Source organism: Streptosporangium sp. NPDC048047, from assembly GCF_040653115.1.
In the GTDB taxonomy this organism is placed as follows: Bacteria; Actinomycetota; Actinomycetes; order Streptosporangiales; family Streptosporangiaceae; genus Streptosporangium.
In genome coordinates this window covers 1-20,640 of sequence record NZ_JBEZNH010000037.1, presented here as the reverse complement: position 1 = coordinate 20,640, position 20,640 = coordinate 1, and the positions used below count along the sequence as shown (strand labels likewise).

General features: G+C 73.6%; 17 protein-coding genes. 11 read left to right on the top strand and 6 right to left on the bottom strand.

Annotated features, from left to right (window positions below):
* The first annotated feature begins 71 nt into the window (after window positions 1-71).
* Window positions 72-728 carry a TetR family transcriptional regulator gene (locus AB0D67_RS26700; protein ID WP_362941392.1) on the top strand — a complete coding sequence of 219 codons (657 nt, stop codon included), beginning with the start codon at window positions 72-74 and terminating at the stop codon, window positions 726-728.
* Between the two features lie 146 nt (window positions 729-874).
* Here AB0D67_RS26700 and AB0D67_RS26695 read toward each other — a convergent pair whose 3' ends face one another.
* Window positions 875-1,813 (bottom strand): aldo/keto reductase, encoded by a 939-nt coding sequence (locus AB0D67_RS26695; protein WP_362941389.1) that lies wholly within the window; start codon window positions 1,811-1,813, stop codon window positions 875-877.
* A gap of 92 nt (window positions 1,814-1,905) precedes the next feature.
* Here AB0D67_RS26695 and AB0D67_RS26690 point away from each other — a divergent pair, with 92 nt between their 5' ends.
* Together AB0D67_RS26690 and AB0D67_RS26685 are read left to right on the top strand one after the other, a co-directional pair.
* Window positions 1,906-2,268, top strand: a complete 363-nt coding sequence (locus tag AB0D67_RS26690; protein ID WP_362941386.1) for a MerR family transcriptional regulator — start codon at window positions 1,906-1,908, stop codon at window positions 2,266-2,268.
* Window positions 2,269-2,418: 150 nt separating this feature from the next.
* Complete coding sequence (locus AB0D67_RS26685; RefSeq protein WP_362941383.1) at window positions 2,419-3,918, top strand: penicillin-binding protein 2; 1,500 nt, start codon at window positions 2,419-2,421, stop codon at window positions 3,916-3,918.
* Here the strand turns inward: AB0D67_RS26685 and AB0D67_RS26680 are convergent.
* On the bottom strand, window positions 3,906-5,867 hold the full coding sequence (locus tag AB0D67_RS26680; protein ID WP_362941380.1) for an ABC transporter ATP-binding protein: 1,962 nt from the start codon (window positions 5,865-5,867) through the stop codon (window positions 3,906-3,908). The genes AB0D67_RS26685 and AB0D67_RS26680 overlap by 13 nt on opposite strands.
* Window positions 5,868-6,278: 411 nt before the next feature.
* Between AB0D67_RS26680 and AB0D67_RS26675 the strand changes: the two genes are divergently transcribed.
* Both AB0D67_RS26675 and AB0D67_RS26670 read left to right on the top strand, forming a co-directional pair.
* On the top strand, window positions 6,279-8,768 hold the full coding sequence (locus AB0D67_RS26675; protein WP_362941377.1) for a tetratricopeptide repeat protein: 2,490 nt from the start codon (window positions 6,279-6,281) through the stop codon (window positions 8,766-8,768).
* Window positions 8,769-9,319: 551 nt separating this feature from the next.
* Window positions 9,320-10,102 carry an AMP-binding protein gene (locus AB0D67_RS26670; RefSeq protein WP_362941374.1) on the top strand — a complete coding sequence of 261 codons (783 nt, stop codon included), beginning with the start codon at window positions 9,320-9,322 and terminating at the stop codon, window positions 10,100-10,102.
* Between the two features lie 141 nt (window positions 10,103-10,243).
* Here the strand turns inward: AB0D67_RS26670 and AB0D67_RS26665 are convergent, their stop codons facing one another.
* Window positions 10,244-11,230: an ArsR family transcriptional regulator gene (locus tag AB0D67_RS26665; protein ID WP_362941371.1), complete on the bottom strand. Its 987-nt coding sequence runs from the start codon at window positions 11,228-11,230 to the stop codon at window positions 10,244-10,246.
* Window positions 11,231-11,331: 101 nt separating this feature from the next.
* Here AB0D67_RS26665 and AB0D67_RS26660 point away from each other — a divergent pair, with 101 nt between their 5' ends.
* Both AB0D67_RS26660 and AB0D67_RS26655 read left to right on the top strand, forming a co-directional pair.
* On the top strand, window positions 11,332-12,669 hold the full coding sequence (locus AB0D67_RS26660; protein WP_362941368.1) for an MFS transporter: 1,338 nt from the start codon (window positions 11,332-11,334) through the stop codon (window positions 12,667-12,669).
* A gap of 314 nt (window positions 12,670-12,983) precedes the next feature.
* The gene (locus AB0D67_RS26655) at window positions 12,984-14,735 is read left to right on the top strand and encodes a ubiquinol-cytochrome c reductase cytochrome b subunit (protein WP_362941365.1); all 1,752 of its coding nucleotides are present in this window, start codon (window positions 12,984-12,986) and stop codon (window positions 14,733-14,735) included.
* A gap of 60 nt (window positions 14,736-14,795) precedes the next feature.
* On the opposite strand, the gene AB0D67_RS26650 is transcribed toward AB0D67_RS26655, so the two are convergent.
* Complete coding sequence (locus tag AB0D67_RS26650) at window positions 14,796-15,428, bottom strand: cysteine dioxygenase family protein (RefSeq protein WP_362941362.1); 633 nt, start codon at window positions 15,426-15,428, stop codon at window positions 14,796-14,798.
* Window positions 15,425-16,342, bottom strand: a complete 918-nt coding sequence (locus tag AB0D67_RS26645) for an amidohydrolase (protein ID WP_362941359.1) — start codon at window positions 16,340-16,342, stop codon at window positions 15,425-15,427. The genes AB0D67_RS26650 and AB0D67_RS26645 overlap by 4 nt, the downstream gene beginning before the upstream one ends.
* A 200-nt stretch (window positions 16,343-16,542) precedes the next feature.
* On the opposite strand from AB0D67_RS26645, the gene AB0D67_RS26640 reads away from it, so the two are divergent.
* Window positions 16,543-17,496, top strand: a complete 954-nt coding sequence (locus AB0D67_RS26640; protein WP_362941356.1) for a LacI family DNA-binding transcriptional regulator — start codon at window positions 16,543-16,545, stop codon at window positions 17,494-17,496.
* A gap of 21 nt (window positions 17,497-17,517) precedes the next feature.
* On the opposite strand, the gene AB0D67_RS26635 is transcribed toward AB0D67_RS26640, so the two are convergent.
* Window positions 17,518-17,886 carry a phage holin family protein gene (locus AB0D67_RS26635; protein ID WP_362941353.1) on the bottom strand — a complete coding sequence of 123 codons (369 nt, stop codon included), beginning with the start codon at window positions 17,884-17,886 and terminating at the stop codon, window positions 17,518-17,520.
* Between the two features lie 262 nt (window positions 17,887-18,148).
* Here AB0D67_RS26635 and AB0D67_RS26630 point away from each other — a divergent pair, with 262 nt between their 5' ends.
* From AB0D67_RS26630 to AB0D67_RS26620, 3 genes are all read left to right on the top strand, one after another.
* Window positions 18,149-19,207 carry an NADP-dependent oxidoreductase gene (locus tag AB0D67_RS26630; RefSeq protein WP_362941350.1) on the top strand — a complete coding sequence of 353 codons (1,059 nt, stop codon included), beginning with the start codon at window positions 18,149-18,151 and terminating at the stop codon, window positions 19,205-19,207.
* A 36-nt stretch (window positions 19,208-19,243) separates the two neighbouring features.
* Window positions 19,244-19,528: a hypothetical protein gene (locus tag AB0D67_RS26625; protein ID WP_362941347.1), complete on the top strand. Its 285-nt coding sequence runs from the start codon at window positions 19,244-19,246 to the stop codon at window positions 19,526-19,528.
* A gap of 151 nt (window positions 19,529-19,679) precedes the next feature.
* Window positions 19,680-20,078, top strand: coding sequence for an OsmC family protein (locus tag AB0D67_RS26620; RefSeq protein ID WP_362941344.1), 399 nt, complete (start codon window positions 19,680-19,682; stop codon window positions 20,076-20,078).
* The last annotated feature ends 562 nt before the right edge of the window (window positions 20,079-20,640 follow it).

Sequence of the window (20,640 nt, the reverse complement as noted above, 5' to 3'; positions counted from 1 at the left end):
CCTGACCTCCGAGTGGTATGAGTGCGGCTCATGTTAACCGCCGGTCCCCCCGCGTGCGAGATGATGGAGCGATGACGAATGTCGCCGGGGGAACGCTGCGCCGCCGTCCCGCCCAGCGGCGCAGCGCGGAACGCGTCGAGCGGATGCTCGACGAGTGCGCGCGGCTGCTGGACGAGGCGGGGTACGAGGCACTGACCACCAAGGAGGTCGCGCGCCGGGCCGGGGTGCCGATCGGAACCTTCTACCAGTTCTTCTCCGACAAGCAGGCGCTGGTGCGCGCGCTCGCACTGCGCAACCTGGAGGCATTCCTCGGCCGGATCGTGGCCCGCCTGTCGGCCGCCCCGCCGTCGGACTGGGCGGAGATGACCGATCTGGCGGTCGACGAGTTCGTGGCCATGAAGCGCACCACGCCGGGATTCGGCGTCGTGGACTTCGGCGAGGTGCTGTCCGCGCCCGGCGGCCCGGCGATCCGGGGGACCGAGCGGATGCTCGACGCGGCGCTGGAGAACAACGCCATCGTGGCCGACAGGCTCCGGGCCGTCGTCGTCGAGCAGGCCGGCGCCGCCGCCGGGCCGGGCCTCGACCGCGCGCTCGTCGTCGCGGTCGAGGCGGCCGACGCCGTCCTCAAGCTCGCCTTCCGCACCCGGCCCGACGGCGACCCCGACCTGATCGCCGAGTGCAAGCTGCTGGTCCGCCGCTACCTCTCCGGCCTCCTGCCCCGGACCTGACCGCCCGGCCCTCCGATCGCCCGGCCCTCCGATCGCCCGGCCGTCCGATCGCCCGGCCGTCCGATCGCCCGGCCGTCCGATCGCCCGGCCGTCCGATCGCCCGGCCGTACGGCGCCGGGCGGCTCGCCGTACGGTGGCCGGGCCGCTCAGCGCGCGGCGTCCAGGCGGGCGCGCAGCTCGTCGTCGAGCTTGAGGTCCACCGCGCCGAGCGCCTCATCGAGCTGGGACAGGGAGCTCACGCCGATGATCGGGATCGTCGGGACGTCGCCGCCGATCAGCCAGGCCAGCACCACCTGGTTGACGGTCACGCCCAGCTCGGCGGCGGCCTCGCGCAGCACGGCGAGCCCCCGGGTGGTGCCCGGGTGGTCGTAGATCTCCGGGAGCGGCCGGTCGGGACGGGTGTACGCGCCGGCCATCAGCGTGTTGTACGCCCACAGGGTCAGCCCCGGCTCCGAGCGCAGGTAGTCCGTCATGTCGTCCTGGACCAGGACGTGCCCGCCCTCCGGCACCCGCGTCCCCGGACGGGGCCGGAGGTAGGTGTGGCGGAGCTGCACGTGGGTGTAGGCGGGCAGGCCGTGCGCCGCCGACACGGCGCGGGCGCGCTCCAGCCGCCAGGCCGTCAGGTTGCTCGCGCCGATCTCCCGGGCCTTGCCCGCCTCGACCAGTTCGGCGAACGCGCCCAGCGTCTCCTCCGGCGGCGCCGACCGGTCGTCGATGTGCGCCCAGTAGACGTCGATGCGGTCGGTGCCGAGCCGGCGCAGGCTGTCCTCGGCGGCCGAGCGGATCGCCGCCGCGGACAGGCCCTCGATCGAGTCGAGGGTACGGTCGCCCGGGACGGTGGGACGCGCGCCGCACTTGGTGCTCAGCGTGATCCGGTCGCGGTTGCCCCGCGCGGCCAGCCAGCGGCCGATGGCCAGCTCGCTCTCGTCGCCGGTCGCGCCCTCCACCCAGAACGGGTAGTTGTTCGCGGTGTCCAGAATCGTGCCGCCGGCCTCACTGAACCGGTCGAGGATCTCGAAGGTCGCCCGGTCGTCCAGGGCGGTGCCGAAGGGAATCGTGCCCAGAGCAAAAGGGATCTGCGTCATGTGATCCACTGTGGAACCTGGAGCGGGCTCCAGGTCAAGTTCGGATTGTCGTGCTTGACGTGGAGTGGGCTCCAGGTGGGATGCTGCCGGGCGTGAGCGTGTACACACCGGGACAGGTGGCCGAGGAGACCGGGTTCAGCCTCGACACCCTGCGCTACTACGAGCGGATCGGGCTGCTGGCGTCGATCCGCCGCAACGCGGCCGGCCAGCGCAGGTTCAGCGAGGAGGACGTCGGCTGGCTCGGCATGGTGCGCTGCCTGCGCGACACCGGCATGCCGATCGCGGAGATGATCCGCTTCGCTGAGCTGACCAGGGCCGGGGACCACACGGTCCGCGACCGCATCGCGGTGCTGGAGGCCCACGACGAGCGGGTGGAGGCGCAGATCGCCGCCCTCCAGAAGCAGCAGCGGGCCATCCGCGCCAAGATCGGCTACTACCGGTCCGTGGTGGACTAGAGCCCGTTCCCGCGGCCCCCCTTCTCGGCCCTTCCCGGCCCGGCTCCTCGCCCCGGTGGCGAGCGCAAGCCGTACGGGCGCTTTGCCCCTGTGCGGCGGCCCCTTTCCGGTCTGACTGTTACACCGGGAAAGGGGATCGAGGGGAGGGCCATGAGGTCCGTGACGGTGCAGCGTGCGCGGCGGATGAACGCTCCGCTCGGACGCGTCGCCGTGGCGTGCGAGGTGATGCTGTTCGCGCTGCTCGTCAACACCACCTACATCCAGGCGTTCCGGGCCGACCGGCTCGCCGGGGACCCCCGCAACCGGCACGGCATGATCGAGCGCTTCGACGGCCCCCGGGGCGACATCGTGCTCCGCGACGAGACGGTGATCGCCACCAGCCGCAGGAGCGGCGACCGCACCTACCGGTACCGGCGCGTCTACCCGCAGGGGCCCCTGTACGCGCCGGTGACCGGCTACCTCTCCCTCTACGGCTCCTCCGGCATCGAGGCGGCCGAGGACCCCGGCCTGTCCGGGAGCGACCCCGAGGTCAGGGTGCGCTCGCTGATGGACGGCATCCGCAGCGGGGCCACCCTCAAGCTCACCCTCGACGACCGCGCGCAGCGGGCCGCCTACCGGGCGCTGCGCGCCACCGGGAAGCCCGGGGCCGTCGTCGCGATCAACCCGAACACCGGCGCGATCCTGGCCATGGCCTCCTACCCCTCCTACGACCCGAACCTGTACACGGTCTTCGACGCCGCCGCGCTCGACGCCGCCGACCGGCGGCTGCAGAGGGACCCCGGCCGGCCGCTGCTGAACCGGGCGATCCAGCGGACCTACCCGCCCGGCTCGGCTTTCAAGGTCGTCACGACCGCCGCCGCGCTCAGCTCCGAGCGGTACGGCCCGGCCACCGCCGTCAGCGCGCCCGCCTCGCTCCGCCTGCCCGGCACCCGCGCGCGCGTGCGCAACTCCGGCGGCGCGGCCTGCGGCGACGGCCACCCGTCACTGGCCTACGCGTTCAAGGTCTCCTGCAACACCCCGTTCGCGAAGATCGGCCTCGACCTCGGCCAGAACGCGCTGCGCGAGCAGGCCGAGGCGTTCGGGTTCGGCGCGGCCGACCTCGCCGTGCCCATGCCGGTGGCCGTGAGCGTCTACCCGGAGCGGATGAGCCGGGCACAGACCGCCATGTCGGCGCTGGGACAGTTCGACACCCGGGCCACCCCCCTGATGATCGCGATGTTCTCGGCCGCGGTCGCCGGTCACGGCGACCTGATGCGCCCCTACCTGGTGGAGGAGGTCCGCCTCGCCGACGGCACGGTGATCGGCAACGCCGAGCCGTCGAGGTATCGCCGGGTCCTCGGCGCCGACGAGGCCGACCGGCTCACCGCGATGATGGTCGCCGTCACCAGGCCCGGCGGGACCGGCACGGCGGCGGCGATCCCGGGAATCGACGTCGCCGCCAAGACCGGCACCGCCGAGAACGCCCCCTCCCGGGAGAACCACGCGATCTTCACGGGGTTCGCCCCGGCCGACGCCCCCAGGGTCGCGGTGGGGGTCGTCGTGGAGCACGGCGGATTCGGCGGCGAGGTGGCGGCCCCGATCGCCAGGGCCGTCATGCGCGCCGTCCTCACACCCCCCGGCAGGGAGGAGCCGGCCGGTCAGGGGGAGTAGGCGCGGGCCTGGAGGTTGTACAGCTCGGCGTACAGGCCGTCGAGCTCCATGAGTTCGGCGTGGGTGCCCTGCTCGACGACCTCGCCCCGGTTGAGGACGTAGATGCGGTCGGCGTGCCGGACGCTGGCCAGCCGGTGGGTGATCATCAGAACCGTGCGACCCTCGGCGTGCCGCCTGACCCGTTCGAAGAGGGCGTGCTCGGCCCGGGCGTCGAGGGCCGCGGTCGGTTCGTCGCAGATCAGCAGCGGGGCGTCGCGATGGAAGCCGCGGGCCACCGCGATCCGCTGCCACTGGCCGCCCGACAGCTCCCTGCCGTCCTTGAACCGCCGGTCGAGCAGGGTGTCGTAGCCGCGCGGCAGCTCGGAGACGACCTCGTCGGCGCCCGCCACCTCGGAGGCCGAGACCAGCGACGCCTCCCCCCTGCCGTCGCCCATGGTGATGTTGTGCCGGACGGTCAGCGGCCAGCGGCTGTGGTCCTGGGCGATCACCGCGACGCGGCGGCGCAGCGAGGCGGGATCGACCTCCGACAGGTCTGCGTCGTCCCAGCGGACGCGGCCGCCACCGGGTTCGTAGAGGCCCGCCAGGATCTTGGACAGCGTGGTCTTGCCCGAGCCGTTCTCCCCGACGAGCGCCACGACCTCCCCGCGGTCGAGGCGGACGGAGACGCCGCACAGGGACGGACGGTCGGCCCCGGGGTAGGTGAAGACGACCTCCTCGGCGGTGATCCGCTCGAACCCCTCGGGGGCCGGGCGCGGGCGGGGCGGGGGCAGGTGCCGCTCGGCCAGGGAGCAGAACTCCAGGAAGTCGGTGAAGTACAGGCCCCCCTCGTAGAGGCGGTTGACGGCGAACATGAGGTTCTCCAACGACCCCTTGCCCGAGCGGATGGCGAGCACCGCCGTACCCGCCACCGCCAGCGCGACGGTGCCGAGGGACAGCAGCACGCCCAGCGCCACGTACACCGTCAGGGTGCCGAGGCCGCCGAGCGCCTCCCCGATGACCCGGGTGAGGGCCCGGCGCCTGGCCAGGTCGAGCATGACCCGCTGCTCGGCCCGGGCCACCGCGTCGTACATCCGCATCAGGAAGCCGCGCATCGTGAACGACCGCACCTCCGCGGCCGTCTCCCGCTCGGCCATCAGGTCGGCGAGGATCCACTTGCGGCGGCGGGCCGAGATCAGCGAGTGGTCGGCGGCGTACCCCATCTTCGCGGCGCGCACCGCCGCCCAGGCGTCCGGCAGGACCGCCAGCACCAGCAGCGGCAGCAGCGCCGGGTGGAGCACGCCGAGGACGCCCGCCGCGGCGGCGATGCCGATCAGGCCGGTGATCGTGTCGATGGTGCTGTCCACCATCACGCGCGCGGTGTCCATCCCGCGGGCCTGGGCCCGCTGCAGCGCGTCGTGGAACTCGGGGTCGTCGAAGGCGACCAGGTCGACCTGGCTGGTCAGGCCGTACAGCCGCTCCTCGGTGATCCGGCCGACCTGCGGGCGGAGCCGGCCCTGCACCCAGCCGGCGCCCGCCTGCAGCGCGGAGCGCAGGCAGGCGGCCCCGGCGACCAGCGCCAGGGAGGGCAGCGCCGCCCTGACCCGCTCGGGGGTGGGCCCGGCGCTGAACAGGGCGCTCAGCACACCGGTCGTGGCCAGCAGGCCGAAGGCGGTGAACACCCCGCCGAGCAGGCTGAGGACGACGGTGGCCGCCGTGTCGCGGGGGCTCGCCCGCCAGGCCATGCCCAGCGCCCGGCGGACCAGCGCGGGGAGCCGGCGGGCGACGGTGAGGAACCCGATCCCGGAGAGCCGCTCCGAGAAGGCGTACCAGTTGGGCGCGGTGAGCTCGCCGAGCTCCGTCAGGTCTGAAGGCTCCGCGAGGTCAGGGGGGTCCGGGGGCCCCGCAAGGCCGTCGCGCGGCGCCGGGGCGGAGGAGGCGGCGGTGGCTGGGGCTGGGGATTCGGCTGGCATGGTGACAGTGTGGAGTCGGGCACTGACAATCCGGTGAAGGGCGGCTGCCGATGGCCGGAGCCGGTCGCCGGTCGCGTCCCGGGTCGGCCGGCGGCCCCCGTGCGGCTTACCGCCGGGACGCGGGGGATGACCGTTATGTGGGCGGTTCGGTGGGATACGGCCGTTGATCGTTACGCGGGTTCACCACCGGATGTCCCTTTCCCCGGCCGCGTCCCGTGACGGCGGCGACGGGGCCGCGAGGGGCGATCGGGGGCTCGTGAGGGGATACGGCCAGGTGATCCGGAGATCCGAAAAGGTGTTAAGCCTGGGCACGGCACGGTAATTGGTGTCACACTTTCCGTGACGGCCGCCCCGCGACGCACCACCGGATGCCACCGACCGCCGAGACCAGGACACCGCGACCAAGAGCCGATGACACAGGACACCGCGCACTCCTCCCTCACCGCGGGCAACCTGCCCCTCGAACCCAACGCCTTCATCGGCCGCGAGGCCGACGTGGAGGAGCTCGCCCATCTGCTCGGCGTCGCCCGGGTGGTGACGCTGTGCGGGGCGGGCGGCATCGGCAAGAGCAGGCTGGCGGTCCGGGTGGCCACCCAGGTGGCGGACGGCTTCCCCGGGGGCGTGTGGCTGGTGGAGCTGGCCGAGGCGGTGCCCGGCGACCAGATCGTGCCCCGGGTGGCCGCCGCGCTCGGCGTCGCCGCCGAGCCGTCGCGCCCGCTGGCCGAGACGCTGATCGACGCCCTCGCCGACCGGCGGCTGCTGCTCATCGTCGACAACTGCGAGTCGCTCGTCGAGGAGTGCGCCCGGTTCTGCCGCATGGTCCTCACCGTCTGTCCCGAGGTGCGGGTGCTCACCACCAGCCGCGAGCCGCTGCGGGTGGCGGGGGAGACGGTGTGGCGGGTGCCGCCGCTCTCGCTGCCGGGGGACGACGCCCAGAACCCGGCGGGCAGCGAGGCCGTACGGCTGTTCGTCGACCGGGCCGGCGCCGCCTCGCGCGGCTTCGCCGTCACCGACCAGAACGCCGCGGAGATCGCCAGCCTGTGCGAGGCGCTCGACGGGATGCCGCTCGCCATCGAGCTGGCCGCCGCCCTGTGCCGGGCGCTGACCGTGGAGCAGATCCACGCCCGCATCCGCGACCGCTTCCGGCTGCTGTCGGCCGGCGACCGCACCGCCCCCGCCAGGCACCAGACGCTCCGGGCCACCGTCGACTGGAGCTACCAGCAGCTCAAGGAACCCGAGCGGATCCTGCTGCGGCGGCTCGCGGTCTTCACCGGCGGCTGGACGCTCGACATGGCCGAGCAGGTCTGCTCGGGCAACGGACTGGGCGCCGAGGACATCCTCAGCGTGCTGTGCGGCCTGGTCGACAAGTCCCTGGTGCTGGCCGACGCGGCGGCCGCGGGCGAGACGCGCTACCGGATGCTGGAGACGATCCGCCAGTACGCCGCCGAGCAGCTCGACGCCTCGGGCGAGGAGTGCCCGCTGCGGCAGCGGCACCGCGACCACATGATCGGCATCGCCGACCGGGTCCACCGGCTGATCGTCCGCCACCCCCGCCCCACGTGGGAGGAGATCTGCCCGCAGCTCGTCCTGCTGGACGAGCTCCAGTCCAACATCTGGGCGGCGGTGCGATGGTCGGCCGACACCGGCGAACCCGAGAGCGCGCTGCGCCTGCTGGTGCTGCTGCGCTGGCCGACCATCGCCGGAGGCAGGTTCACCCCGGCCGACGAGTGGCTGGACCGCCTGCTGGAGACCGAGCCCGCGCTGCTGTCCCCGCGGGTGCGCGGCGACGCCCTCGTGCTGCGCGGCCAGGTGGCCTTCGGCCAGGGCGACCCCGACACCGCGCAGGTCGCCTGCGCGGCCGCCGCCGAGCTGTGCCGGGCGACGGGCCTGCACGGGCCGCTGAGCGGGGCGCTCGCCATCCTGGCCTGGGTGGCCATCTACCAGCGGCGGCCCGAGGCGGCCAGGGCCTGCCTGGACGAGGCGCTGGAGGCCGTGCGGAAGGTGGACGACCCCTGGCACGAGATGGTGATCCGCTCGATGGAGGGGACCCTCGCCCTGTCGGAGGGCCGTGCCAAGGAGTCGCAGCGGTCGTTCGAGGCGGCGCTGGCCATCGCCCACGAGCTCGACAACCACTGGGCCGAGCCGGTCGCGCTCATCGGCCTGGCGCAGGTCGCCTGGCTGCGCAGCGACCTGGCCGAGGCCCGCGCCTACTACGAGCAGGCCCTCGACCTGCTGCAGGACATCACCTCGCACTGGCAGACGATCACCTGCCTGTCGGGGCTGGGCCGGATAGCCCTCGCCCAGGGCGACCTGGCGACCGCCCGCGCCCGGCTGGTGGAGAGCCTGCGGCTGTGCCTGGGCACCGGCCAGCGGCTCGGCGTCGCCCGGCGGATCGAGACGCTCGCGCAGCTCGCGCTGGCCGAGGAGGACGACCGCCGGGCCGTACGGCTGGCCGGCGCCTCCGCCGCGATCCGCGGCTCGATGTGCGGCGCCTTCCTGCCGTCGGGGTTCGGCGCCCGCATGGAGGAGCTGCTCCAGCCGGCCCGCACGCGCCTGGGCGACGCCCTCGTCGCCCAGCTCTGGGCGCACGGCCAGGAGATGACGCAGGAGCAGGCGATCCGCTACGCCCTCCAGGACGACGAGCCGGACGGCGAGCAGGCCGGGGCTCCGCCGCCGACGGCCGCCCGGGGCCCGGCGGCCACCCCGCTGACCACCCTCACCGGCCGCGAGTGGGAGATCGCCGAGCTGGTGGCCCGCGGCCTGAGCAACAAGGCCATCGCCGACGAACTGGTGATCAGCCCGGCGACCGCGGCCCGGCACGTGGCCAACATCCTGGCGAAGCTGGGGTTCTCCTCGCGCACCCAGGTCGCCACCTGGGTCATCGAGCACAACCGCGCCTGAAGAGGTCATCGGGCACGACCGCGCCTGAAGGGGTCATCGGGCACGACCGCGCCCGAGGGGCGCGGCCCCGGCCGGAAAGAGGCGGGCCGGGGACCGGGGCCGCCGGGCCGTACGCGGCGCTCCTGAGGCGCTCCGGCGGGCGGGGAGCGCCGGCCGCCCGGCCTACACACCCCGGCGGCCGTACGGCTACACCTCGGGATACGCAGTTCGGCGCATGTGCGGCCCCGGGTGCCCGCCGTACGTTTCCCTCGTGTTCGGCCGGTGACGCCGGCCTTCCGCGCCGTCCCGCCCGGGGCGAGGGCCGCGGACGCGGCGGGCCCACACCATCCCCGGCGTCACGGCCGGGCACACCGGAGGCGTCGCGTGTCCCGCCCGTCGGCCGAGGTCTCCTCGGAGGGGTGGGGACTTCGGGGCCACGGGGCACGCGACAGCGGGTCCGAGCCGCGCAGGGCTCGGGCCCGCACCCCCCGGAAAGGACGATCTCGAATACACACTCATCTACATACATCGAACGATGCCCCGGCCGTCAGAGCGGCCTTACGGTCGGCGCCATGAGACCGACCTCCTCCTCCATCAGGGGAACCGTCACCGAGGCGGTGTTCGGTCGCGCGTACGAACGGGGTGACCGGCCCGCGCTGATCGACCTCGGCGCCGGAGTCGTGTACGGCTACCGCCGCCTGGCCGGCGAGGTGACGCTGGGCGCCTCCGGTCTGGTCCGGCGGGGCGCCCGCAGGCGTCAGGTGGCCGGGATCCACGTCGGCGACGCCGCGGCGCAGACCCTCGCGGTGCACACCGTCATCGCGGCGGGGGGCGTGGCGGCCCCCGTCGACCCCGGAAGCGGGGAGGTCGGCACGCTGCTGGCCCGGTGGGACGCCCGGCTGCTCATCACGACCCCCGGGCTGGCGGAGGCGTCGCTGCGGGCGGCTGAGGCGTCCAGGGTCCGGCAGGTGATCACGTTCGGCCAGGCGCGGGACACCGTCGACTTCGCCGACCTGCTGCTGCTGGAGCCCGGGCCGCTGCCCCTGCTCGACCCGTCGGTCCAGCCCGCCCTGCTGACCCAGGACGCCGGGGTCTTCACCCACGAGGACCTCATCGGCCGGATGCACGTCCTCGACCGGCTCGTGGTCCTGGAGAAGTCGGACGTCCTGCTGGTGACGTGGTCCCTGACCTGCGTCCTGGCCATGACCACGCTGATCGGCCTGGCGCTCATGCGCGGCGCGCTGGTCGTGGTGGCCCCCGGCCTCTCCCCCGAGGAGCTGTCGGCGACCGTCCACGACTTCGGCGTCACCGTGATGACGCTGCCCGACGGCGCGATCCAGCGCGTCCAGGGGTGAACGGCGCGGCCCGCCACGACACAGGCGGGCGGCGCGGCCCCTGAGGCGCGCCTGGTGGGGGTCCCGCGGCGGGGCGGGGCCCCCACACCCTTCCCGTCACCCGCCCGCCGTTCCGGCGGCCATGCGTCCTGCCGCCCGGTCTCATGGCGGGGGCATCGAAGGGCTGACCAGCGCGTCGCCGAGCGCCGTGCGGTGGTAGAGCACGGCGCGGCCGGTACGGCACCGGGCCACCAGGCCCGCGCGCCGCAGTGCGCCCAGGTGGTCGCCGACGGTTCCCAGTCCCAGGCCGAGCAGTGCGACGAGATGGCTGGTGGTGGCCGGGACGGCCAGCTCCAGCAGGACCCGCGCCCTGGTCCGGCCGATCAGCCCGGTCAGGCCGTCCGGCGCCTCGTGCGGGATCCCGGCCCCGCGTGCCGGATAGGAGATCGCGTACGGCCAGGCGTCCTCCAGGTAGGAGCCCACCCCGGACGGGAAGGGGGAGGGCACGAACAGCAGGCCGCGCCCGCCGAGCCGGCGGGTCTCGCCGGGGCTCTCCGCCCGCACCTCGATCACCCCGTCGGGATGCCAGCGCACCCGCGGGCTGAGGTCGGCGAGCGCCGCCGCCCAGCCGTACGTCGCCAGGCGGCCGGACCGCTGGATCACGTCGCGTTCCAGGATCGCGTGGAAGCGGGGCCACGCGGGCGCGACGATCTCCTCCCAGAGGGCCTGGAGCGCGTCGGCGAAGAGCGTCACCACGTCGGGCGAGGACAGGACGTCCAGCACGGCGGCCGGCGGCCGGGGCATGCCGTCCAGGTTCCTGGCGATCTCCCGGTGCGCCTGGGCCGCGGAGGTGGCGCGCACTACCGCGAGCTCCGCCTCGAACGGGGTGCCCACCCCGGCCGGCGGCGGCGCGGCGAAGTCGACGTTGTAACTCCGGTCGCGGAACAGCGCCACCATCGCCCCGAGCCCCGGCCGCTCGGCCCGCAACCTCTCGTACGGCTTCCGCTGCCGGTCCGCCCAGGCCCGCCAGACCCCGGCCTGCTTCCCACCGGACACCACCCGCAGGGCGAGCTTGGTGACGATGAGCGGGGAGACGGCGAACCTGGCGGCCACGACGTCCCCCGGGCTGACCTCGATCCTGATGGCCATGACGTCTCCCTGACGGTCCCGGCGCGGCGGGCCGCCCGGCGACCTTTCGGCGATTTCCGAAAGCCTATCCCCGGGCGGTGGGACGCCCCACCCTGACGGACATGACGATCACCTCGCGGGAACGGGCCGCGACCTACAGAGAGCTCTTCGCCGTCGCCGAGTTCCGGACGCTGTTCGCGAGCTTCGCCCTCCTGATCGCCGGGGACCAGGTCAAGGCGCTGGCCCTGTCGGCGCTGGTGTACGCGAGGACCGGCTCGCCCGGGCTGTCGGCCGCGGCCTACATGCTGGGCTTCCTGCCGTACGTCGTCGGCGGGACGTTCCTGCTCTCCCTGGCCGACCGCGTCCGGCCCCGCACACTGATGATCGTCGGTGAGCTAGTCCGGGCGGTGACCTGCCTGCTGCTGGCCTTCGCCGGGCTGCCCGTCTGGGCGATGCTGGCGCTGGTACTGGCCGGTGGCCTGTTCTCGCCGGTCTTCATGGCGTCCCGCAACGCCCTGCTGCCCGCGTTGCTGCCCGGGGACGCGTTCGTCCTGGGCAGGTCCGTGCTGTCCGTGACGGCCGCGGGCGGGCAGATCGCCGGGCTGGCGGCCGGCGGCGGCGTGCTGGCCGCGGCCGGCCCCGCGGGCGCCCTGGCCGCCACCGCGGGGCTGTCCGCCGTGGCCGCCGTGCTGCTCCGGCTCGGCCTGCCGGACGTACCGGCCCGTGCCGGGGGCGGAGCCGGGGGCGTGCGGGTCCGGGGTGAGGACGGGGCCGGCGCGCGGGCTCAGGACGGGGGCGAACGCGAGGGTGCGGGCGAGGGCGGTGCGCGGGCTCGGGGCGGAGAAGAGGGCGGGGCCGGTGCGCGGGCTCGGGGAGCGGGCGGCGGGGCCGTGCGGGAGACGCTGCGCGTCAACCGGGCGCTGCTGGCGGATCCCCGGGTGCGCGGGCTGCTGCTCGCCCAGTGGCTGCCGGTGTCGTTCGTGACGGCGGCCGAGGCGGTGCTCGTCCCCTACCTCGGTGACGCGGCCGGGGTGGCGCTCGCCGCGGCCTCGGCCGGGCTGGCGGCCGGCAACCTCGCGGTGGGACGGCTGACCTCCCCGTCCGGCCGGGAACGCCTGGCACTGCCGCTCGCGGCCCTGGCGGGTGTTCCGCTGCTCGGTTTCGTCCTCCGGCCGGGACTCGCGGTGGCCGCGCTCCTCGTCCTGCTGGCCACGATGGCCGGCGGCTCCTACGCGCTCGGGCTGCAACGCGGGTTCGTGGCGGCGGTGCCCGAAGCGGTCGCCGGACAGGCGTTCGGCCTGGCGGGTGCGGGAGTGATGACCGGTCAGGCGCTGGCCGCCGCCCTGGCGGGCGCGGTGGCCGAGGCGACCGCGCCGCACCTGGCGATCGCCCTGGCGGGGGTCGCGGTCATCGGCTGCTCGCTCGCGCTCCACCGTCACCTGAGCCCGGAGCCCGCCTGACCGCCGTCCGGGCGGCGGGGCGTCGCCGCGTCATCCGGGAGAGGCGACGGAGCAGGCCGGGAACGTAAAGGGGCGGCAAAGGCTCTGCCGTCGCCTGCCGTGCGGATGGCCCGTCCGGCGCCCCGTACCCGACCGGTGAATAAGTTCTAGGCTTTTCGTGCGTATTGCGTGGTTTCCGACTTTACGTTCGTTTGTAACCCGCTGTGGATGATGGAAGGACCTGGTCGGCGACGGCGTGCTCCGCCGTACACCCCGGTCCGGTCACCGGGCGCCGGGTCGCGCCGGAGCCGAGGCCCTGAGAACGGAGGCCATGCGTGAGCAGCGGAACCGTTCCGAAGCCCATAGCGAGCACGAGCAGCTTCCTGGACGATCGTCTGGGGGCGGGGAACTTCCTCCGGCGGAACCTACGGAAGATCTTTCCTGACCACTGGTCTTTCCTTCTGGGGGAGATCGCCCTCTACACGTTCGTCATCCTGCTGCTGACCGGCACGTTCCTGACGTTCTTCTTCAAACCCAGCATGCAGGAGCTCGCCTACACCGGCTCCTACGAGCCGCTCAAGGGCGTCATGATGTCCGAGGCGTACGCCTCGACGCTGGACATCAGCTTCGACGTGCGCGGCGGCCTGCTGATGCGGCAGATGCACCACTGGGCGGCCCTGCTGTTCATCGGCGGCCTGATGATCCACATGCTCCGCGTGTTCTTCACCGGCGCCTACCGCAAGCCGCGCGAGCTGAACTGGCTGATCGGCGTCGCCCTGCTGCTGCTCACCCTCGCCGAGGGTCTGACCGGCTACTCCCTGCCCGACGACCTGCTGTCCGGCGCCGGTCTGAGGATCACCGCGGGCATCGCCCAGATGATCCCGATCTTGGGCACCTGGTCCACCTTCCTGCTCTTCGGCGGGGAGTTCCCGGGTGAGGACATCGTCGCCCGGTTCTACTCGCTGCACATCCTGCTCATCCCGGGCGTGCTGCTGGCGCTGATCACCGCTCACCTCATCCTGATGTGGGTGCAGAAGCACACCCAGATGCCGGGCAAGGGCCGCACGAACATGAACGTGGTGGGCTCGCCGTTCTGGCCCGCCTTCATGATCAAGTCGGGCGCGTACTTCATGTTCACCTTCGCCACCGTCGCGCTGCTGGGCGGCTTCGCGCAGATCAACCCGATCTGGCTGTTCGGTCCCTACAACCCGGCGAACATCTCGGCCGGCACCCAGCCCGACTTCTACATGGGGTTCCTGGACGGCGCGCTCCGGCTGATGCCCGGCTGGGAGATCAACTTCGCCGGCTACACGCTGACGCTGAGCGTGCTGATCCCGGCGCTGGTCCCGCTCATGATCATCGTGTTGGGCCTGGCCCTCTATCCGTTCCTGGAACGGTGGGTCACCGGCGACCATGGCGAGCACCACATCGCCGACCGGCCCCGCAACAACCCGCACCGCACCTCGATCGGCATGGCGGCGGTCACCTTCTACGGCATCCTGTGGCTGGGCGCCTCCAACGACGTGATCGCCGCGTACTTCCACTTCTCGATGAACGACCTGATCTACATCGGTCGCGTCCTGATCTTCCTGGGGCCGGCTCTGGCGTACCTCGTCACCTACCGGATCTGCATCGGCCTGCAGCGCCGTGACTCGCAGATCCTCGCCCACGGCGTGGAGGCCGGCGTCATCAGGCGGCTGCCCAGCGGCGAGTACGTCGAGGTGCACGCCCCGCCGACCCCGGACCTCGAGGACCGGGTCCGCGGCAAGGAGCCGATCCCGGTCCTGCACGGGGCCGGAGACGGCCACGGGAACGGTCATGGGAACGGCGACGGGGAGGGCGCGGTCCCGCCCGAGGAGCTGCGCGGCCGGCTCGGCAGGCTCCGGGCCAGGATGAGCCGGGCCTACGGCGGCGAGAAGGTGCCGCTGGAGGAGAGCCACGAGGAGTACCGCAGGCACGAGGAGGAGGAGCACGCGGTCATGGCCACCCGCGGAGCGGGCGGCCGGGGCGGCGGCGCGGGCCAGGGTGGCGGCGCGGCCGGAAGCGGCGGAAACGGCGGAGCGGCCGGGAACGGCGGTCCCCGCTAGACGCGCCCCGCCCGGGAATCGGCCCCATCGGCCGGGCCGGCCCCGTGGGGGCCGGTCACGTCAGACGGGGACGGCCTCGCCGACCGGCACGTCGAGCACGTCCGGCGCGTCCGGCGTCCCCGGCGGATCCTCCGACGGGTCCACAGGCCGCAGCTCGTCGGCGTAGCTGACCGAGACGCGGCGCATGACCCCGCCCTCGTCGATCGAGTACTGCCCGAGACGCCACAGCGGCGGGGAGTAGGCGTGGATCGACACGCTGCCCTCCGCCGCCCCGCTCAGCCGGTGGATGTGGTCGGGGCCGAACGAGAACGACTCCCCGGCCTCGATCAGCGTCTCCACGTGCTCGCCGCCGATCCTGGGGTTGCACTCCCGCAGCGCCCCGGCCACCACGCTGACGGCCCCGGAGGAGATGTCGTGGTCGTGCCAGCCGGTGTCGTCCCCGGGCCGCCAGCACAGCAGCCAGACGTCGACGTGCGAGTCGCGGTGCAGCGAGGCGTAGTGGCGGCCCCCCTCGGCGGGGAAGTCCACCTGACCCTCCCAGCACGACGGGTCGGCGGCCAGCTCCTCGACGAGGGTGCGCAGCTCGCGCCGGTCGAGGGGGCGCGCGGGCAGGCTCTCGTAGCCCGCGCCGCCCGTGCCCGGCCCCTGGGGGAGCGCGTGCCGCTCCCGGGCCGGGGCGATCACCTGGTTCATCTTCCGGTCTCCTTCCGGTTCAGCAGGCGGTCGGGATTGACCACCGTGACGGCGTGCCGGGCGGCCTCGCCGAGCGCGGGGTCGGGGGCCTCGGCGTAGGGACGGTCGGAACCGTTGACCACCACGTCGATGCCGAGCTCGCGCACGATCGCGTCGATGGCGCGCGGGCCGTAGGAGGAGGTCTCCAGGAACACGTCGCGGTCCACCTCTCCCCGGCCGTCGCCGCCCCGGCGGGCCAGCCGCTCGGAGTGGAGCGGCGCCAGGCCCGCCAGCAGCGCGAAGCAGACGCGCAGTCCGGGGTGGCGGGGGCGGCCGAAGGCGGCGAAGGCGAACCAGGCGGCGTGCATCTGCTGCACGTACGGCACGACGGCCGGCCACCACCCGGGCGCGGCGGGCGCCCCGGGGCCCGCCGCCGGTACGGCGGACGCGGCCGGGCCCGGGTGCACGAAGAGCGGCAGGTCCCGCTCGGCGAGCACGTCGAGCAGCGGGGCGACCCGCGCCAGGCCGGCGGCGTCTCCCACGGCCGTGGCGGGCAGCTGGAGCCCGGCCGGCCCCCGGTCGAGGGCTCCGGCGAGCGCGCCGGGGTCGATGTCGCTCAGGCAGGTCGCGGCCCAGGCGCCGAAGGGGGCGGGCAGGGCGAGGGCGTCCTCGTGGTAGGCGTCGATGATCGGCCAGGCGTCCTCGGGCGGCAGCGACTCCACGCCGAGCGGGCTGGACAGCGAGACCAGCGCCAGGTCGAGGCCGGGGTCGGCGGCCAGCCGCGTGGCCGGGTCGTGGTCGGCGGGGTTCACCTCGTAGGGAGGCTCGCCGTCCAGGTGGAGCGTCCAGCCGTCGAGGCGCGGCGCGGCCGTACGGCGTCGGAGCGCGTCGGTGAACGCGGGCGTCCACAGGTGCTGGTGCACGTCAACGGTCACCGGAACCTCCATTCTGTTATTCCCTACCTAGAATACAGGTAATTGGGCGGGCCGCATCCTCGTTCTTGCGATGGCGTGTCGGGCCGCCCCGGGTGACAGGCTGAAACAGCGGAATACCGCGCGGGAGACGCCTGCCGGGGCGGACCGCGACATACCCTGGGCTGGTGCCCCAGCCACGGAAACGAGCGACGATACGTGAGGTGGCGAAGGCCACCGGCCTGTCCCCTGCCTCGGTCTCGTACGCGCTGCGCGGGATGCAGGTGTCCGGCGAGACCATCGAGCGGGTACGGCGGGCCGCCGCCGAACTCGGCTACGAGGCCGACCCCATCGCCCGCGCGCTGGCCAGCGGCCGGACCGGGATGATCGGCCTGCTCTGCGGATCCCTGGAGGACCTCTGGCAGCAGGCCCTGGCCGTCGGCATCGGCCGGGCGCTGAAGGACAACGACCGCTACGCGCTGATCCTCGACGCCGCGGGCGACCCGGCGCGGGAGCGCACGCTGGCCCGGCAGCTCCGGGACCAGCGGGTGGACGCCCTGATCGTGCAGCCGGTCGACCCGGCCGCGCCGTTCTGGGCCGAACTGTGCGAGAGCCTGCCGGTGGTGTCGATCGGCGACGCGCTGGCCGGGGCCCGCACGGCGGGAGAGGTCGTCTTCGACAACCGCGCGGGGGTGACCCTGGCACTGGAGCACCTGCGCGACCGGGGGCACCGGCGGCTGGCGGTCCTCACCCCCACCCGGGCCAGCACCCCCGACCGCCCCGCCGACGTGCACGTCCTGGCCGAGGCCGAACGGCTGGCGCTGGACATCGAAGTGATCACCGCACCGCAGTCCCCGGCCGCCGCCGCCGGAGTCGCCCGGGGTGCGCTCGCCGCCGGGCACCGGGCGTTCTTCTGCTTCTCCGACTCGATCGCCTACGGCGTCTACGCCGCCTCCGTCGCGGACGGCCTGCGCATCCCGCTCGACGTCTCGGTGATGGGCTACGACGACCACCCGATGTCGGGGCTGCTCACCCCGCCGCTGACCACGGTCGACTGGGACATCGACCGCATCGTCCGTGCCGCCGTCGGCACGGTCGTGGACGCGGCGGACGGCGAGAGCCGCCACCGGCGCATCGTCCAGTCACCCCAGCTCCGCGGGCGGGGCTCGGTCGGCTGAGCCCCGCCCGCCGCGAGCGGCTCAGTCGCCGAGCACCAGGTCCAGCAGCCAGCTCACCAGGCCGATGATGATCGCGCCCCAGAACGCCGCCCAGAACCCGCTCACGTGGAAGGCCAGGTGGAACTGCTTGGCGAGCCAGCTCGTGAGCAGCAGCAGGCCGGCGTTGACCACCAGGGCGAACAACCCGAGGGTGAGCACGTAGAAGGCACAGCCGACGGTCTTGATGATCGGCTTGAGGACCGCGTTGACGACGCCGAAGACCAGGGCGACCGCGAGCAGCGTGCCGATCTCGGCGGCTGTGGTGGAGGCGGACACCTTGATGCCATGCACGAGTTGGGTGGCCACCCACAGGGCGGCCGCCACGGCCACGATCTTGATGATGATTCTCACGCCTGGGCATCCTCGCAGGAGAGTCGGACGGACGGTAGGCCCGCCGCGCGGGCCTACCCGGACCCTAGCCACTTCGTGCCCGCGACGGTGGTCACGGCGGCGCCGCCACGGCGGTGTCACCCACGGGGAACGGGCGTCGCCGCAGTCCGGGGCGGTGTGTTCGGTCACAGGGTGAGAGATCCGCCCGGATGTGGGGATGGTCTCGTTCGCCGGATGCGGAACGTCTCCGGTGAACGGACACGAAGGCCGAGGGGGCTTCACCATGGCAGACCAGACGTCCGGCGGCCCGCGGTTCGCGGGCGGCACGACATTCCGTGAGATCCGGCTCGCCTCGCGGCCCTCGGGGTGGCCGACCGAGGACGACTTCGAGATGGCCGACGCCGGGCCGCCCGACGTGCGCGACGGTCAGATCCTCGTCCGCAACCTCTTCATGAGCGTCGATCCGTACATGCGGGGCCGGATGAACGAGGGCGAGTCCTACGTCCCGCCGTTCGAGCTCGGCAAGGCCCTGGAGGGCGGCGCGGTCGGCGAGGTCGTGGAGTCGCGGACCGCCGGCCTGACGTCCGGCGACCTCGTCCTGCACGGGTACGGCTGGCGCGAGCACGCCGTCCTCGACGCCGGGCAGGCCCGCCGGCTCGATCCGGCGCCGGGGATCCCGCTGTCGGCCTACCTCGGCGTGCTCGGCATGCCCGGCCTCACCGCCTATGTCGGCCTGCTCGACATCGCCTCCTTCAAGGAGGGTGACGCGGTGTTCGTCTCCGGCGCGGCGGGGGCCGTGGGCAGCCTGGTCGGGCAGATCGCCCGTCTCAAGGGGGCCTCCCGGGTGGTGGGCAGCGCGGGCTCGGACGAGAAGGTCGCCTACCTGATCGAGGAGCTCGGGTTCGACGACGCCTTCAACTACAAGAAGGGCCGGGTCCACGACCTGCTCGCGCGGGCGGCCCCCGACGGCGTCGACGTCTACTTCGACAACGTCGGCGGCGACCACCTGGAGGCCGCCATCGGCGCGCTCCACACGCACGGCAGGGTCGCGATGTGCGGGGCGATCTCCGTCTACAACGCCCCCGAGCCGCCTCCGGGGCCGCGGAACCTCTTCCTCGCCGTCGGCAAGCGGCTCACCCTGCGCGGGTTCATCGTCGGCGACCACTCCGGCCGCATGGGCGACATGCTCGCCGAGATGGGACCGTGGCTGGCGGAGGGTCGGCTCACCTTCCAGGAGACGGTCGTCGACGGCCTGGAGAACGCCCCCCGGGCCTTCATCGACATGCTGGGCGGAGCCAACGTCGGCAAGATGATCGTCCGCCTGGCGGCCGACCACGCATGATCAGTGTGATCGGAGGGCAGAAGGCGCGGTGAGGAGGTGGGACGGTTGGAAACGGACGAGTTGGAGGCGTTGCCGGCCCGGGAACTGCACGACCGCGCGGTCCGCTACGCGGTTCACCACGGGGATCTCGCGTTCCTGTGGGAGCTGCTCAAGGTGATTCCGGCGGCGGAGGCGTCCACGGGCAACGAGGAGGAGACGGCCAACGAGCTCAGCCGGGTCTCGGCCCTGCTCAGCGACGCGGTGGCCGCCGGTGAGGGCGAGCTGGGGGAGGCGCTGCGCCCGTTCTACATCGAGTACCTGACCAGGCACCCCGAAGCCTAGTTCTGTTCCGTGGTTCGTCCCGCCCGCTCGACCGAGGCAGGCGGGACGGACCACGGAACGGAGGCTGGGTTCGGAGTCCGGGTTCCGGATCCGGGGCCCGCACCCCCGGCCCGTTTCGGTAGGGTGAGCGGCGTAACCGGGGAGGTGCGCCATGGCGCAGGTCAGGGTGGAGCGGACCGACGACGGGTTCGTGGCCCGCAACGATCGCGGGGCGGAGGTCGCCATGGGCGGCGCCGACGAGCAGGGGGTCTTCACCCCGGTCGAGCTGCTGCTCGCCGCCCTCGGCGGCTGCAACATCGTCACCGTGGAGCCGCTCACCGCCCAGCGCGGCCACCGCCTGGTCCGGCTGGCCATGACCGTCCAGGCGGAGAAGGTCGAGCCCACGCTGCTCGGGCCGATCACCATCACCTACGACGTGGAGCTGCCCGAGGGCGACGAGAAGGCCGACGAGGTCTTCCGCGCGGTGGCCCGGCGCGTCGAGGACAAGTACTGCACGGTGAGCCGGGCACTGCGGGAGAAGAGCGAGGTCATCCTCGAACTGCCCGCCTGACGGGCCCCCGTGCTCGAACCGCCTGCCTGATGGGCTCTCTGCCTGACCCGCTCGCCTGACGGGCCCTCGTCCTCGAACCGCCCGCCTGACGGTCCGTCCCCGTGCCGTCTCCACGCCGGGGATCCCCGCGTCGCGGGGGCTCTCCGACGGGTGGCCGAGCCCTCCGCCGGAGGGCGGGCGCACCCGTTCGGCTATACCGGGTCAAGTATGGATGTAGGCCCAAAAACGACCCGTGTATGACGTGCTTCTTACGTTCGATTCTGTACTGTTGTAGCAGGTCAAGGGGTTCTGCGAAGCCCGGGGGGAGCGTTGCAGAGACTTTTCACCGGATAAGGACGCGAGGGGGATCGCGTCCCCGAGCGGAGCCGCCGGAGTCTTGGGGGAGACGAAGGAGAGGCCCGCGAGGAGGCTGGGCTCGTGCAGTTGGGGGACTGCCCGCCCGGCCGACAGAAGGCCGGACAGTTGGGGGGCTGTCCGGCCTTCGCTCTGCCGGGGTCCGGCGGTCGGACGAGGACCTCGTTGCCCCGGGCGGCCAGCCCGCAGGCCAGCCGGTGGGTGAAGG